This window comes from Vibrio sp. B181a (assembly GCF_030248375.1).
Taxonomy (GTDB): Bacteria; Pseudomonadota; Gammaproteobacteria; order Enterobacterales; family Vibrionaceae; genus Vibrio; species Vibrio campbellii.
The window spans coordinates 1-14,876 of sequence record NZ_JAHGAD010000093.1; the positions used below are offsets into that span (position 1 = coordinate 1).

Here is a 14,876-nt window from a genome sequence, read left to right on the forward strand (position 1 = left end):
TTTACTTGACCACTACACCTTGAAATAGCCACTCATAAATATAAAAAAAACCTCGTTAATTAGGGTAAGAGCTCTATTTTTCCGCTTGTGCATCAATAAATATATTAGTAATCATAATAAATGAGAATACTAATAGTTACTTCTAGATTTAAAATACTTAGCTAACGAAAAAATATGATTACCATGAGGTTTTATAACACTTAACAGGCCTTGAAGCGTAATTAATATTTAAGGACAAGCTACCCTGTTTAGAGTGTGATTTACTGACATAGAAAATTTTATACATATCAATCTCGATCATAGCATTATATAGTTGGTGCACATATATAATTATTCAATAACTTCTTAAATAGAGATAAACTAAATGGTTTGCTCCCAAAGAAGGTGTTGTTTAATGATCCTAGACTAGCGGGGATTGAAGAGTGACTACAGCAGCCTAATCTCCTGAACGAATCGGGATTATGGAGGGAGAGTTGTTGCGTCTAACCGCATCCATGTTTAGAACGCCACATTCTCTCCCTCACCAGAGCTCCTACCTTGGCATGCTTCCTAAACATCACCTAGGTATGTAGTCAGCCCCTACTTCTCGTGTGATCTCCTTACCGGGCGTCGACCTTTTAACATTCCCCCCTTTAGGGGGCATTCATATTTACGCTATTGGATAAATTTGCAAACTAACTTGCGCTTTTTTTATGTCTTTTGGTGACTTGTGAGCCGTTGCCTACATGTTATGTTTATGCTTGAAACCATAGACAGAAGAGGAATGTCACAGTGCTTATTGAGCCTTTGACCTTCACCTAATGAAAAACACAAGAAACTGATAAAAAGAGTAGATGCAGACTTTTTTCTTCAGTCCCTTACACGAAAAGAGACTCAACCAGTCTAAAAATAAGAATACAAACGCCAACAATTAAGGAAACAAACATGAGAAATAAACTCAAAATACAGCTAGGCATTGAAGAATTCACCCCAGAGAATATCAAGCCTAATTCAGATCTCTTGGGGATGATTGCTCTTGTAATCGCGTTTATGTTCTTTGTGTTGCTCCTGCCTTAATCCCCAGCAAGCTGAATTAGAAATATACAAATCAGCCCAGCAACTCTCATACAGCGACCTTCTATCTATACAAATCAAAGTTGTGTAGGACTCCAGACGAACCAGTCAATATTCCCCCACAGTTAGCAACCCTGTAAGACTGCTATTTTCGCGAGCAATCACGCAAGAAAATCCCTAAATAGACCTCACTTATCCTTCTACCAGTATATCTATCACCAAAGAGCCAAAATGAAGGAACTCCAATGCCCGTACAGAACAAACTAAGCGTCAAACAAATAGAACACACGAAATGCCCTGCCGATAAAGAGAGCCTGACACTAAACGATGGGAGTGGTCTGGTCGTTGTTTTCTATCGTTCAGGTAGGTCGGTATATCGTTTAAGGATAAAAGGTTTGAATGGAAGAGAGAGCTTGTTAACGCTTGGAAAAACAACCTCTCTAAAACTAAAAGAAGCCAGAAACATACGCGACGAATTACATAGAGCAAGGGGTAAAGGCGAAGAACCGAGACACGTATTAGAAAGAATCTGTGGCAAAAGTAAACTTACCGTCAATGATTTAGTTTTTGAGTATCTAAAAACAAAAAAACGCACATGGAAGCAAAGTAATTATGATAAAGAATGTCAACGAGCAAAAAAGTACATTACAAAATCGTCCTTGGGGTCAATTTCTGCTCATGCACTGACGCCGATGCACATCTATGATTTTGCAATTAGTATGGATAAAAAGGGCTATGTATCTCAACACATAAGAGTCATTGATATACTACGAAGAGCTTACAACCTAGGCCATATAAAATATTGCCTCAAGACGCCGGATTTCAGCAATATCAAGCACTTCCTTATTAAACATCGTTCAACACCGCATGCGTGTATTGAACTAAATGAAGTCCTTCAGCTATCTCGAAAGGTAGTGTCATCCAAAAGTTCAGCTCAGGTTAAACTCCTATTCGACTTCATGTTTTTGACCGCTCTTCGCGCTAAAGAGGCGACCCAAAACACATGGAGTAATGTGGATCTTGAAGAATCTACATTAACAATTCCGAAAGAACTTTCTAAAAATGGCTTAGAACATGTTTTGCCTTTGTCACCACAAGCAATTCGTGTACTCAAACTAGCTAAACTCATATCAGGCGACAGTGAGTATATTTTCCCTTCACCACAAAAAGCTAAAGATAAGCCTATCAGTACCTCCCCACTGGGTAACTTATTCCGAAAACTTGGGTTAAAGGGCCAAATGACAGCTCACGGGATACGCTCCATCTTTAGCACAGAATTGCATGAAGAACTTGAATTGGAAGATTCAATGGTCATTGAGATGATCCTATCTCATACCGATAACAATAAAGTTCGTGCTGCATACAATCGAACTAGGTTTATTAACAAACGGAAGAAAATTATGTGCATATGGGGAGAAAAATACTCCGAGGTAACCGAGAAACACAGCTGTGTTGAATCCGTAGAAAAAGAGCTACGAGCACAAGGCATAGCCACACCTAATTACCCTTGATTTTTATACCACACCTTACTTTTCTGATAAATAGGAGTATTCGTGTTCACAAAACTTCAAATTGCAAAAAAGCTCTCAGTGAGCAAAGGCACCGTTTCAAACCTGCCGAACTTTCCAAACAAAATTGAAAGTGACTTTATGGGTAAGTTAGCCGTGTATCACACGCAAGAAGTGAACGCTTGGTTTCTTGGTATGATTAATCAACGTGGCTATCAATATTCTGGAGATATTGAAAAGGAACGTGTCGTGCGGTTGAGTGAGCTAGCCCTTCATCTAAAACGGTCTAAATCCCACATTTACGAACAAGTAAACAAAGGCACTTTGCCCCCACTTGTCACAATAGGTAACCGGGCTTCTGGTTTTCTACTGAGCGAAATAAACACAAAGCTCTTAGAGTGTGGGCTTCATCCAATAGAGCTCTAAAAAGCCTCTTGGTAAACCATCGTACTAGAATTGGAGCACACTTTCACATGACGAATCGGGGAGAGGAATCTCCTCCCCTCCCTTCATAACTCTATTGTCGCGTAACTCGATAAGCCATGTGTTAATCCAACAATATGCTTACTCCACCACTCTAACGCCGCTCTTCTCTTCTCAAAGAACTTATTCCGATTATAGGCATCACGAACCCCATCTCGATCCGTATGTGATAGCAAAGCCTCAATCACGACAGATTCGAAATCCGTCCTTTCATATAGAATCGTACTTCCCAGAGATCGAGTACCATGAGATGTCATCTTCCCCGACAAGCCCAAGCGCTTAAACGCTGCATTGATCGTTTCGCTATGAACCGGCTTTTTTAATGAAGTTCTGGAAGGAAAAACATATTCACTACCGCGACTAAGGCTCTTAGCGGCTTTTAGTATCGAGATCACCTCTGGTGTCATTGGTATTTTGTGCATCAGCCTATTCTTCGCCCTCTCAGCTGGCAGATACCAAGCTTTTTCCTCGAAAGAAAACTCTTCCCACCTAGCTCCTGTTGATTCATTGGAACGGGTCAATGTATGTAGCTGAAACTCAAACAATAACTTGTTTGCAGGTCGCATGGTAGATTGAACTACCATCGTCAGCAGAGTAGGAAGCTCTTTAATATCAATACAAGCGAAGTTGCCTCTCTTAGGCTCTTTAAACACATCTCTCATAGAGCCAATAGGATTGTTGTGGATATAATCATTATTTACAGCAAAGTTCATGATACGACGAAATAAAGCGGTAGTCCGAACAACGGTTTCTAACTTACCTTTTCTCTCAAGAGGTCGCATTGCATCAATCCACATTGAAGCTCTAATCTCTTTAACTGGAACGTCACCTAGCTTAGGATAGATATGTAAGTTTAGTTTTTGTCGATAACCCTCAGCCGTTTTCTTGGCCACTCGACTAGCCGCAGTTTCTAACCACAACTCTCCGATTTTTCTTACCGTGTTACAGGCTTGGCGTTTTACTTCTAACTTCTTTTTTTTGTGTTCGACTGCGAGATCTTTTCCCTGCGCTCTCAATTTGCGAAATTCTGCTGCTAGCTTTCTTGCTTCGAGTAGACTTACCTCTGGATATTTACCTAACCCTAGATTCGACCCTCGACCATCTGGTTTGGTAAATCTCAATTCCCATGCTTTTGTTCCGGACTTACGAACCGACAAATATAAACCTTGGCCATCATGAAAACGTTGCATCGTTTTTCCATTTGCAACCTTTGCTTTTTCGACGCCTTTCGCAGTCAATTTTGTGCGCATAACACCCTCACTTCTAATCAAAAATGTATAGATTTTTGGAAGCCAAATCTGGCTTTAGAGTTGATATACATTTTTCATGAAAAAGCTTTTTCATCCATACAGTTACCGAGAAGAGGATATCTTTCGATCTACTCAAGCGTACTGTGACTTTTTAACGAAAATGTATAACAGTGCCGGCAGGGATAAGTTAACTATACATTCCCTTATACGTCTAGGCGCTGGATTTTATTGAGAGATGTGGACCTTATTGAGAGGTAAGATTTTGATTTTGATATAAAAAAAGACGTCCTAGGACGTCTTTTTTTATGAATGTGGCGGTGAGTGAGAGATTCGAACTCTCGATACGTTGCCGTATACACACTTTCCAGGCGTGCTCCTTCAGCCACTCGGACAACTCACCGAATCAAATTGTGGTTAGCATCATTGGCTAACGAGGCGCTAATTTAATGATTATGTGCCTGATGGTCAAGGCTAAACACGAAAAAAAGCGCCCTTTTGCGTTTGTTTGCTCACTATCTAGCTAAATTGCATAAAACAGGGGCAATTATGCTTCTTGATAGTAGCCAGGTACTCGGAACCAACGGCGGCATTGGTCAAGGAAATAACCGTAAAGTACACCCATACCGCAAGATACAACCGCGTTACTCGCCACTGCTGTAATGATTTGGTCAGTCGATGCGCCTACCGCAAACAAAATACCTGCGTAAACAGGAGATTGGAATAGCACGTACGCCACCAAGTCAGACACGTTCTTCATAAACGAAGAAGGTGACAGTTTGTTACCTTGGCGTAATACCCAGTCACGGAACATGCCATAAGGCCATGCAATTGCGATATTGACTGGAATAGACAGCGTGCGTGATGCCAGAGACTGCTCGAACGTCATACCCGAGATCAAAATCTCAATGATCATCCCTGTGATAAAACAAAAAACCACCATAGCAAAAGTATCCGCTGCGGCGTTACGAATACAAAATGGTCCACGAGACTTCATTTACAACCTCTAAAATCAAACACTACTAAAAACGACATCTATAAAATGATTTACTACATTTAAAACCACATAGCAGTTAATGACGCCATTAAAACACAATATTTTCAGTTTATGATTCTGTTTTAAATTCTTGGTTGTAAATTAATAACCAACTTTAAGCCCAAAAGTAGCAGCTTTCACCAAAACCAGTAAAAACCACCTTAAAACGACCTAAAATGAGGTTTAAAAACGTAATTTATTTACTAATAAACGACTTAGCACACGAAAACACGCAGAAAACCAGAGAAATATCTGGTAAGTGAATTTCAAAAAGATCGGCTTATGCTACTTGGAGGTCGATTTTCAGAGTAAATGCGAAGTTTGTGGGGTTAGAGAAATGGGCTTGAACAAAGGAAGTTGCTCGAACCTCGGTTCAAGCGACTTCCTTTTTATGTGTGAGGTTATTGATCTGCCAATAATATGGTGAGCTGATCGATGTCTTCTTGCTCAGGAGATAAGGCTTTGAGTAAGTGGCTTTCAATACGTTCGATAACGCTGCTTAGCTCTTCTGTCATGCTCGGTTGCACACTATCGAGAATATAAGACAGCGTCGTTAGCGCTTGAGTGAGGTTGCCATCATCTAACGCTAGATAGAAGTTCAAAAGTAACGCATCTACATCGTGCGGTGTTACTGGTTTATTCCCCTGCTTATCTTGGTATTGATAGAGGATAGAAGCGTGGCGATACAAAGCGTCATCCAATTCTGATTCAACAATAGGTTTTGCAATAATGTGGTTGGCACCAACATCCAGCATCCGCTCTTGTGTCTCTTTGAATACATCGGCCGTACACCCGAAGATCAACACAGATTTTGCGGGTGTATCCATAGAGCGAATCACCGCGATTGCGCCTACCCCATCGAGCACCGGCATGTGGTTGTCCATTAATACCAAATCAAACTTCTGACTGGACACCTGCTCTACGGCTTGTTTGCCATTCTCGACACAAACACAAGCGAAGCCCTTCGAGCGTAAGAAAGTCTCCATGATGATGGTGTTGGTGCGGTTATCTTCAACGATCAACGCACGTAAGCCTTGGCAATCAAGTTTGTGTGTGCTGGTAGGCTCCAATACCCCCGCCTCACAGGGGGTTAGTTCAAGTTCGACCACAAACTTAGTGCCGATGCATTCTTGGCTCTGCACGGTAATGCTGCCGCCCATGTGCTCGGAAATCTGCTTAACAATCGCGAGTCCAAGGCCTGTGCCGCCATATCGGCGCGTGGTCGAAGACTCCGCCTGCTCAAACGGCCTAAAGATGCGTTCCTGAGCGTCAGGACTAATGCCGATGCCAGTGTCTTTTACGCTAATGCGCAAGCGCGTTTGCTGCCCCTCGACATACTCTGTCAGTTCTACCTCTACATAGCCTCGGTCGGTGAACTTGACTGCATTATTGAGCAGATTGAACAAAACTTGGCGAAGTCGTGCTTTATCGTTGTTGTACCAACGCCCCTCAGGCACATTGGAAATGACGCGGAATTGCAGGCCCTTCTCAGCACACAAGGTGTGATAGACACTGTTGGTACTGCCCAGAATCGAATCAATTGGGAATGGCGTGTTATCAATCTCGATGTGCCCCTGCTCAATCTTCGAGTAATCCAAGATTTCGTTTAGCAACGTCATCATATGATCGCCTGAGTCATACAGGGTGTTGAGGTGTTTTCTCTGCTCGTCGGTTAACTGGGTTTTCAGCAGAATTTGTGCCGTTCCCAACACACCATTCATCGGCGTTCGAATTTCATGAGATAACGTTGCCAAAAATGCCGTTTTTGCATTGGTGGATGCCTGCGCTTTGATGCGCTCTTGCTCTAGGTAGACGGTTTTCTCATTGAACTTAGTGATCAAGTGCCCGATTTCATCTTCACTATCGTAGGTAATGTCGATGATGCCACCAGTTTTGGAGTCATCAACTTTTTGCGCGATGCGGACGATGGGTTCCACAATGTAGCGATTCAGTAGGTAGTAACCCACCAGCACACAGATCAATAAGAAAGGGATGATGCCCCGCTCTACACTCATCACTTGATCAAACACTTGTTCTGCAACTTGAACTTTGGCATTCACAACGTCCATTTGCCATTGGAAAGCCCCGAATTCAAGCTGACTGATGTAAATGTCTTTGGTGAGGTGAAAGTTATGCTCAATCACGACTTGTCCATCCGCGTCACGGATCACCACACCTAGAGAGTATTGATTGGTGTGCTCGCGAATGAATTGGAATAGCGCTTCGAGGGATAAATCGACCGTGGCGACACCAGCAAAAACGCCCTGTTTGTAATAAGGCGCTGAAGCCGTGATCATCTGAACTTGGGTAAAGGTGTCAATATAAACGCCAGACCAACTGACATAACCAGCGGGCTTATTCGCCACAGATTGATACCATGGCTCGTTGTCGTAACCACCGGACTCGGGGTTATTGTAAGAATGGATTTGATCTAAGCTGCCGTGCTCATTCTTATTGAAGAATAAACTGGTGTATTGCCAGCGCTCATCTTCGAGTGTCGGCTTTGGCCATAAACCGCCACTGACGATGATGTCATCACTCACGGCAAGCAACTGAGGAATGGTACCTTGCAGCGAAATATCGGCTGTTGGTGTTTGCCCTAACCCGACCAAGCTGTTCAGCAATCCAACGGAGCTGGTCAATGGCCCCTCGATTTGAGATGCGAGTAATTGGGTGCGTAAATTCAAATTACGTTCGAGCTTTTCTCGAACTGGCGGGTCAACAACGAGGTACACGACGGAGCCAATGGTCGCGATAAAGAAACACAAATAAAGCGTTAGGGCGAGAATGCTTTTTTTTCTGAGTGACGAACGAATTTCCATAGATGTAGACGAATCATTCCCTAATATCGATTTATCGCTGATTGATTGGTAATATGAGCGCAACCAACCAGCCCATTAACAAATGGTATTCGATTTTGAAACTACAAGACATCCTTTCTCTTCCAGAACTTGATGGAAAACTACTAAACCTAGCGAAAACTCAAGGCTTTGTAACGTCGATGGCGTGTACGCCAAACGTTCTAAACCCTCAAGAGTGGCTGCCGTTCTTATGGGGTGGTGAAGAAACCGCACCTTTCTCTGATGGCGAACAACTAGAGCAGTACATTGATGAGATTGTTCAAATGTGGAACCAAACTCGTCCTGCTCTTCTAGAAGGTTCATGGCAATGGCCAGAAGGTTGTGAACTGGATGATCAAGATATCGTTTCAGCGAACACGCGTGATTTTTGTGAAGGCGTACTTCAAGGCTGGCAAATCACTCGTGATGACTGGGAAAACTTAATGCCTGCAGATAGCGAAGACAGCGCTCTTCTGGGTGGTGTTCTGCTTTCTCTTACTATGCTTTACGATCCAGAAACAACGATCGCGACACTTGCAGAGCAAGGCATGGAAGGTTTAGAGCAGTTTGAAGAGATCTTCAATGCAATGCCAATGATGCTTGGCGGCCTGACTCAGCGTGGTGTCATGCTAGCAGAAGAAGAGTAAGACGCTTTGCTCACTTAAAGCAGACTGCATTTGATGAAAAAGCTCTCCACGTTGGAGAGCTTTTTTGATCAATCGAGAATAACGTGGGGAATATAGCGCGCCATATCTTGCGTAACTAGACTGCTGTCTTCTCGAATGGAGATGCCGGCGGCTTTGTCATTGACTAACCAGCTGCCAATCAAAGTATGGCTCTGACCAAATTTCGGTAGCGGATGATATTGCTGGACGATGTTTTGGCTCGATTCGTACGGCCCAGGAGTTTTCACCAAACGCTGTCCATTTTTGACGATCTCTATGTTTGCGCCTTCGCGAGAAAAAAGAGGCTTGATGACATAGTCTTTCAAACTGCTCGCTTTTGGATCGTTAGCAAAATACGCAGGCAAGAGATTAGGATGATTTGGAAAACGCTCCCAAAGCAACGGCAATAGCGCTTTGTTAGACAGAATCGACTTCCACATCGGCTCTAACCAGTTCACACTCGATGTTGCGAGATACTGGCTGTATTGCTCTTCGAACATGAATTCCCACGGGTAGAGTTTAAACATCCAGCGAATCGCTCGGTCATCGGCATCAACAAACTGCCCTTTTTCTGTTACGCCAATATCTTCGACAAAAACAAACGCCGTAGCTAAGCCAGCTTCACGAGCGCAATCTTCCAGATATTGCACCGTGCCTTTGTCTTCTTCGGTGTATTTGCAGCAACTGAAATGCAACGTCTGCCCCGGTTGCAATTTGGCGATCTCGGCGAACCGCTCAATGAGGAAATCTTGCAGAATATTAAACTGATCCGCACTTTGGTGGATGCGGCCTTTGTTAACCACATCTTCTAACCATACCCACTGCCAAAAGCCTGTTTCAAACAGAGAGGTAGGAGTATCTGCATTGTTCTCTAGCAGTTTTGCTGGTGATGAACCGTTGTAAGCAAAATCCATTCTTGAATAGAGGGATGGCTCTCTGCGTTGCCAAGAGGAAGCCACTTGGGACCACATGGCTTCAGGAATGGCACATTGCGTCAGTAATCGCTCACTTCGTACGACCTCATCCACGATTTCAAGGCACATTTGATGAAGCTCCTCGGTTGGGTCCTCAATGTCTTGTTCGATTTGGGAAAGGGAGAACTGATAGTAAGCACTCTCATCCCAGTAGGGTTGGTCGTACATGGAATGGAAACCAAAACCAAACTGGCGTGCTAAATCACGCCAGTTTTCTCTTTCTTGTATTTCTCGTCGAAACATTGCTGTTAACCGCCACGACTCACTGATACTGCTTTACCAAATCCGCCTCGCGACATGGCACGGCCAATCGTACCGCCACCTCGCTTGTTTAAGTTACTCGTCGCCACCTTAGTCGGTTGATTACGGTAAGAACCGTAGAACTGCCCTGCGCCGTTGTAATACTTGGATTTGTAGCGATACATCGGCTCTGAATAGTAGCTTTTGTTGTAACCACTTAAACCGCTGACTGCACGGCTGAAGAAGTATCCTCCCACAAACGGTACGTAAGAACGGTGGCGCGAGCTGTAATAACAATCGTCTTCGTAGAAATCGTCTTCACACTCGTACTCATTGTTATAGCGCGGTGCGTTTTCTTCTGCTCTCGCCATCGCTTCTTGATACGCGATTTCACACTGTTCGCTGAACTCTGGCGCATCCGATTTACACTCATCCGCGTCGGTGTAGATGTAACCCTCCGTTTTCGATTCGTGTGTTGCCAGAAAGAAGATGCCACCAAAAGCAACGAATGGAATGATTCGTCCAACTTTAAAGCTTTTGTCCATTGAAGAACGTTTGACGTTAGAACTGCGTTTCATCGCTCCTCCTAGTACGTCATGCAAGCCGCGTTCAGCACGCCGACAGAGACAGAGACGGCCGCTAGCACGATGCCCGCTGGCACTTCATCATTCTCAATACGCTCTGAGACTTTTGGCAAAAGAATGAAACGTACGATACCAAACGCAATGATTTGCGCGAGCATGGCCACAACACCCCACACCATGAAATCGACGATGTTTACTGAGTTAGTCGCCGCACCTGCAATCGCTAAGCAATAACCAAGGAACGCACCACTTAACGCTACCGCAGCCGCGGTGTTTTTCTCTTCTTTGATCAGGTGCCATTCATCGTATGGCGTCAGTTTGACGTAGATGAACTTGAACGCCAGTACGAAGATAATCGAAACAGAAAAATAGATAAGAAAGTTAGGAAAACCTGCCAACAGGTCGGCAATCATGTGCATTATTTGTCCTTGTTCATGTCTGTCCAAGCGAAATCATCAATTCGCTCATCGGCAATATAAAACAGTTTAGTGCTCGGTGGCACTTGAGCACTGAGCTCTGGGTTAAGCTCAATGCCACTACCAAGATCGAAAGCGATCAAGGTCGCTTGATGGTGCTTCTTAATGAACCCAAAGATCGTCTCGACCGTCGTCGTTGGTTGATCTTCAGGGTAAATCACAGAGTACTGAGTCATACCACGTGTTGAAGCCAACAGCTCTTGATGGAGTGCACTTGAGCCCGGATCCACCGCCGCTTTGGCAAGCATCTCAGCCCCTACAGCTGGGATACATTCCGCTCTCGGGCAGTGCTGGCTCAACAATCGGCCCAACGCATCGTCTTTGAAGTAAGCGAGCAAGTGTGCATCAGGATTCACAGAGGCACAATACAAGGCGGCTGAGAGGGTGATGTCATCGGTGAGATTATCAACAATGATACAGTTCGCTTCGGTGATGTTAGCATTCTTCATCTCCTGCGCATCGGTGTAGCTGTTAACCTTGATAAAACCAATCTCACCCGGCAGTGGGTTTTCAATGTCTGAACGACTGCACAAAACGATTGGACGCTTGCCATGTTCTTCATGTTGCAACATACGGATCAGATGCATGGTACGTGCGCCATTCCAACCCAGTAATACGATATGGTTTTCCACTCTTACTCTCCGTTTGCCCAATATTCCCGCTCGCCAATAGTCGATCGCGCCTCCTGCCACTCGTCCCAAAATGGCGGCAAATAAGCTCAGACCACCAGGGATGATAAACAACACGACTACCCATTTGCCCATATCGGTGACGGGTGAATGATCGCCATAGCCCACTGTAGAGGCAGTGACCATAAGGTAGTAAATGAAGTTCGAGAAGTTATCGGTTAGTGCGTGCTCTCCCGCGAGGGCCAGCAACAACCATGAAATGGCAATATATGCGCCACTAATGACAAGAAGGTTTCGGTTGCTCAATTTGAAAAGATGGGTACTTAGCCACTTTTTCAGTACTAGCCATACAGCCATAAGTTTCCGATTCCTTTCTGATTGCTATAACTAAATACTAACTCATTGATTGTAAGAAACAAAAAAACCAGCCATATTCGGCTGGTTTTTGAGATTTATCGTAGCAAACTTTGGTCTAAAAAAACTGACTAAGCGTTGCCTTTCACCTGCATATTCAGCTGCTCTGCGAAATCTAGCATGCGGTTCAGTGGGATCAGAGATTTCACACGTAGCGCTTCATCAACAAAGATTTCGTGCTCTGCACCACCTTCGCTCAATGCTTTTTCAATCGCTTTAAGGCCGTTCATTGCCATCCAAGGACAGTGTGCACAGCTGCGACACGTTGCACCCGCACCTGCCGTTGGAGCTTCAATCAGCTCTTTTTCTGGCACTAGCTGCTGCATCTTGAAGAAGATGCCTTTGTCAGTAGCCACGATCATTTGTTGCTGAGGAAGCTCTTTCGCCGCTTTGATTAGCTGACTTGTAGAACCCACTGCATCGGCAAGTTCCACCACACTCGCAGGAGATTCTGGGTGTACTAGGATAGCGGCATCTGGGTATACGCTCTTCATCTTGCGTAGTGCATCTGCAGAGAACTCATCGTGAACCACACATTCACCTTGCCATAGCAACATGTCTGCGCCTGTCTTGTTCGCGATGTAAGAACCTAGGTGACGGTCAGGGCCCCAGATGATTGGCTTATCTTCTGCGTCTAGGTGTTCAACAATCTCTAGAGCGATGCTTGATGTAACTACCCAATCAGCGCGCGCTTTTACCGCTGCCGACGTATTTGCGTATACCACGACCGTATGGTCAGGGTGTGCATCACAGAATTCGCTGAACTTGTCTGCTGGACAGCCAAGATCAAGAGAGCATTCAGCCTCTAGCGTTGGCATCAGAATGCGTTTTTCAGGCGTAAGGATCTTTGCAGATTCGCCCATAAAGCGCACACCACCAATGATCAGTGTGCTTGCTGGGTGACGGTTACCAAATTTCGCCATTTCTAGCGAATCACCAACAAAACCGCCGGTCTCTTCAGCCAAAGCTTGGATCTCAGGATCGGTGTAGTAGTGCGCGATAAGTACCGCGTCTTTCTCTTTAAGCAGCTTTTTGATTCGCTCGATGTAATCGGCTTTTTCTTCTTGGCTTAATGGGATTGGTTTTGGAGGGAATGGGTAAACTGTCTCGATTTTATCTAGTATGTGGCTCATTGCTCTTGCTCTACGCAACTTCCTTTAATCCGAGTATTGTAACCTTGTTGATTTTCAAAAACCAACCCGTAACCGAATTTATAGCAGTCTAGCCGTATATCTTTGTTGTAAGTAACAATTCTAACTGTAGAGAATGAACGCTTGTTACATCTCAGCTCAGCAACGCAGAGACGACTATCGAGAAGGATTGATGGGGATTGAGGTATAGGGAGATAAGGAGTAGATATATAGGAATACAAAAAACAAAAAGGGAGCCTCTGCTCCCTTTGATATTGTCTTGCTACCGATTAGGCGTGATTACTTCAGCTTAGAGCCTGCAACTTTCGCCGATGCACTGCCCGGGTACTCATCAACAACTTGCTGATAGTATTTCTTCGCCTGTGCGTCATTTTTGTTACGCTCTGCGATATCGCCTAGCTTAACCAATGCGTCCGCACGCTTGTTGGAATCTTTGTAAGAAACCACAGCAGCAAAGCTTTTCACGGCCTCTTTGTCCTGTTTCTTAGCGAAGTACAACTGACCTAGCCAGTAATGCGAGTTCGCTGAGTAAGTTGAATCAGGATAGTCCTTTTGGAACTGTTGGAATGCAGCGATCGCGCCAGTGTAGTCGCGTTTCTTGAGGATCAAGTCCACCGCATCTTGGTAAGCCGTTTGCTCATCGGCATTCGATGAGTACTTACCACCCGTTTCCGCTGGTTTGGCTTCTTTTACTGGCGCTGCTTTCATTTCGCCACGCACTCGATCTAACTCAACGAACAACTCTCGCTGACGTTTCAGCATTTGCTGCATCTCGTAGCTGTTGCGCTCTAACTGACCACGTAGATCACTGATCTCTTGTGACATTTGGTCAATTTGCTCTTGCATTTGAAGCTGAACGCGGTTGCGATTTTGCAGCAAGCGCTCTAAACGCTCGATGTCGCTTTCGGAAGAAGATCGAGTAGATACTGATGATGTGCTGTTGAGATCTGATACTGGAGCTGGTGCAGCGAACGCGAAGTTCGCTGCACTTGCCAGTAACGTAAGCGTAACAGCGCGCTTAGTGTTACTGAACATGAGGTTTACCTCGAATTAGTATACTAGAACCGCACGACGGTTCTTAGCGTAAACTTCTTCAGATTGACCTAGAAGAAGTGGCTTCTCTTCACCGTAGCTAACGATAGAGATTTGGTCAGCTTGAACACCTAGTGCTTGTAGGTAGTTTGATACTGCTTCAGCACGACGCTCGCCAAGTGCGATGTTGTACTCAGGCGTACCACGCTCATCCGCGTGACCTTCAATCGTTACTTTAAGAGCAGGGTTCTTGCTTAGGTAAGAAGCGTGAGCCGCTAGCATTTCTTCGTAATCGCCCGCAATTGTTGAGTTATCAAATGCGAAGTAGATAGTTTGAGTTTCACGTAGCGCTTGCTCTTTTAGCTCTTGCTCCGTTAGCTGACCATTTGGATCGATCGGCGTTACGACTGTTGTTTCTGAAGCACCAGTGTTTGTTTCTGCACCAGTGTTAGAAGCAGCGTCATCGCTTGAACTACATGCTGTCATAGCCATCACAGGAATCGCGATTAGTAGCCCTTTTAGAACCTTGTTCAGTTGCATCTTA

At 44.6% G+C, this 14,876-nt stretch carries 14 protein-coding genes and 1 tRNA gene; 4 read left to right on the plus strand and 11 right to left on the minus strand.

What is annotated here, in order from left to right:
* Positions 1 to 924 precede the first annotated feature (924 nt).
* From KIO97_RS24535 to KIO97_RS27085, 3 genes are all read left to right on the plus strand, one after another.
* On the plus strand, positions 925 to 1,056 hold the full coding sequence (locus tag KIO97_RS24535) for a hypothetical protein (RefSeq protein ID WP_265340346.1): 132 nt from the start codon (positions 925 to 927) through the stop codon (positions 1,054 to 1,056).
* Between the two features lie 242 nt (positions 1,057 to 1,298).
* Positions 1,299 to 2,564 carry a site-specific integrase gene (locus tag KIO97_RS24540; protein ID WP_285384222.1) on the plus strand — a complete coding sequence of 422 codons (1,266 nt, stop codon included), beginning with the start codon at positions 1,299 to 1,301 and terminating at the stop codon, positions 2,562 to 2,564.
* A gap of 42 nt (positions 2,565 to 2,606) precedes the next feature.
* Positions 2,607 to 2,987, plus strand: coding sequence for an AlpA family phage regulatory protein (locus KIO97_RS27085; RefSeq protein ID WP_167425880.1), 381 nt, complete (start codon positions 2,607 to 2,609; stop codon positions 2,985 to 2,987).
* 83 nt (positions 2,988 to 3,070) lie between these two features.
* Here KIO97_RS27085 and KIO97_RS24550 read toward each other — a convergent pair whose 3' ends face one another.
* The 4 genes from KIO97_RS24550 to KIO97_RS24565 form a co-directional block, all read right to left on the minus strand.
* Positions 3,071 to 4,294, minus strand: a complete 1,224-nt coding sequence (locus KIO97_RS24550) for an integrase arm-type DNA-binding domain-containing protein (protein WP_285384223.1) — start codon at positions 4,292 to 4,294, stop codon at positions 3,071 to 3,073.
* A gap of 312 nt (positions 4,295 to 4,606) precedes the next feature.
* Positions 4,607 to 4,694 (minus strand) — tRNA-Ser (locus tag KIO97_RS24555).
* Positions 4,695 to 4,838: 144 nt separating this feature from the next.
* Positions 4,839 to 5,288: an L-alanine exporter AlaE gene (locus KIO97_RS24560; RefSeq protein ID WP_010646956.1), complete on the minus strand. Its 450-nt coding sequence runs from the start codon at positions 5,286 to 5,288 to the stop codon at positions 4,839 to 4,841.
* Positions 5,289 to 5,728: 440 nt separating this feature from the next.
* A complete protein-coding gene (locus tag KIO97_RS24565; RefSeq protein WP_285384224.1) occupies positions 5,729 to 8,149 on the minus strand; it encodes a hybrid sensor histidine kinase/response regulator in 2,421 nt (806 codons plus the stop codon).
* A gap of 53 nt (positions 8,150 to 8,202) precedes the next feature.
* Between KIO97_RS24565 and KIO97_RS24570 the strand changes: the two genes are divergently transcribed.
* Positions 8,203 to 8,814 carry a YecA family protein gene (locus KIO97_RS24570; protein WP_285384225.1) on the plus strand — a complete coding sequence of 204 codons (612 nt, stop codon included), beginning with the start codon at positions 8,203 to 8,205 and terminating at the stop codon, positions 8,812 to 8,814.
* A 68-nt stretch (positions 8,815 to 8,882) separates the two neighbouring features.
* Here the strand turns inward: KIO97_RS24570 and KIO97_RS24575 are convergent, their stop codons facing one another.
* The 7 genes from KIO97_RS24575 to pal form a co-directional block, all read right to left on the minus strand.
* Entirely contained in the window at positions 8,883 to 10,049 is a 1,167-nt protein-coding gene (locus KIO97_RS24575) for a glutathionylspermidine synthase family protein (RefSeq protein ID WP_285384226.1), read from the minus strand.
* A gap of 5 nt (positions 10,050 to 10,054) precedes the next feature.
* Positions 10,055 to 10,624 carry a DUF1190 domain-containing protein gene (locus KIO97_RS24580; RefSeq protein WP_005426101.1) on the minus strand — a complete coding sequence of 190 codons (570 nt, stop codon included), beginning with the start codon at positions 10,622 to 10,624 and terminating at the stop codon, positions 10,055 to 10,057.
* Between the two features lie 8 nt (positions 10,625 to 10,632).
* Complete coding sequence (locus KIO97_RS24585) at positions 10,633 to 11,049, minus strand: DUF350 domain-containing protein (protein WP_005426232.1); 417 nt, start codon at positions 11,047 to 11,049, stop codon at positions 10,633 to 10,635.
* The gene (locus tag KIO97_RS24590) at positions 11,049 to 12,092 is read right to left on the minus strand and encodes a potassium channel family protein (protein WP_038889161.1); all 1,044 of its coding nucleotides are present in this window, start codon (positions 12,090 to 12,092) and stop codon (positions 11,049 to 11,051) included. The genes KIO97_RS24585 and KIO97_RS24590 overlap by 1 nt, the downstream gene beginning before the upstream one ends.
* A 128-nt stretch (positions 12,093 to 12,220) precedes the next feature.
* Positions 12,221 to 13,282, minus strand: a complete 1,062-nt coding sequence (nadA, locus tag KIO97_RS24595) for a quinolinate synthase NadA (RefSeq protein WP_045377918.1) — start codon at positions 13,280 to 13,282, stop codon at positions 12,221 to 12,223.
* A gap of 297 nt (positions 13,283 to 13,579) precedes the next feature.
* Complete coding sequence (gene ybgF, locus KIO97_RS24600) at positions 13,580 to 14,335, minus strand: tol-pal system protein YbgF (RefSeq protein WP_285384227.1); 756 nt, start codon at positions 14,333 to 14,335, stop codon at positions 13,580 to 13,582.
* 15 nt (positions 14,336 to 14,350) lie between these two features.
* Positions 14,351 to 14,872, minus strand: a complete 522-nt coding sequence (gene pal, locus KIO97_RS24605; protein WP_005426291.1) for a peptidoglycan-associated lipoprotein Pal — start codon at positions 14,870 to 14,872, stop codon at positions 14,351 to 14,353.
* Between the last annotated feature and the right edge of the window lie 4 nt (positions 14,873 to 14,876).

Coding starts and splice junctions, on each gene's coding strand:
- ybgF (WP_285384227.1), bottom strand. CDS start 14,335: ATGTTCAGTAACACTAAGCGCGCTGTTACGCTTACGTTACTGGCAAGT.
- KIO97_RS24535 (WP_265340346.1), top strand. CDS start 925: ATGAGAAATAAACTCAAAATACAGCTAGGCATTGAAGAATTCACCCCA.
- KIO97_RS24560 (WP_010646956.1), bottom strand. CDS start 5,288: ATGAAGTCTCGTGGACCATTTTGTATTCGTAACGCCGCAGCGGATACT.
- pal (WP_005426291.1), bottom strand. CDS start 14,872: ATGCAACTGAACAAGGTTCTAAAAGGGCTACTAATCGCGATTCCTGTG.
- KIO97_RS24580 (WP_005426101.1), bottom strand. CDS start 10,624: ATGAAACGCAGTTCTAACGTCAAACGTTCTTCAATGGACAAAAGCTTT.
- KIO97_RS24565 (WP_285384224.1), bottom strand. CDS start 8,149: ATGGAAATTCGTTCGTCACTCAGAAAAAAAAGCATTCTCGCCCTAACG.
- KIO97_RS24570 (WP_285384225.1), top strand. CDS start 8,203: ATGAGCGCAACCAACCAGCCCATTAACAAATGGTATTCGATTTTGAAA.
- nadA (WP_045377918.1), bottom strand. CDS start 13,282: ATGAGCCACATACTAGATAAAATCGAGACAGTTTACCCATTCCCTCCA.
- KIO97_RS24550 (WP_285384223.1), bottom strand. CDS start 4,294: ATGCGCACAAAATTGACTGCGAAAGGCGTCGAAAAAGCAAAGGTTGCA.
- KIO97_RS24585 (WP_005426232.1), bottom strand. CDS start 11,049: ATGCACATGATTGCCGACCTGTTGGCAGGTTTTCCTAACTTTCTTATC.
- KIO97_RS24590 (WP_038889161.1), bottom strand. CDS start 12,092: ATGGCTGTATGGCTAGTACTGAAAAAGTGGCTAAGTACCCATCTTTTC.
- KIO97_RS24540 (WP_285384222.1), top strand. CDS start 1,299: ATGCCCGTACAGAACAAACTAAGCGTCAAACAAATAGAACACACGAAA.
- KIO97_RS24575 (WP_285384226.1), bottom strand. CDS start 10,049: ATGTTTCGACGAGAAATACAAGAAAGAGAAAACTGGCGTGATTTAGCA.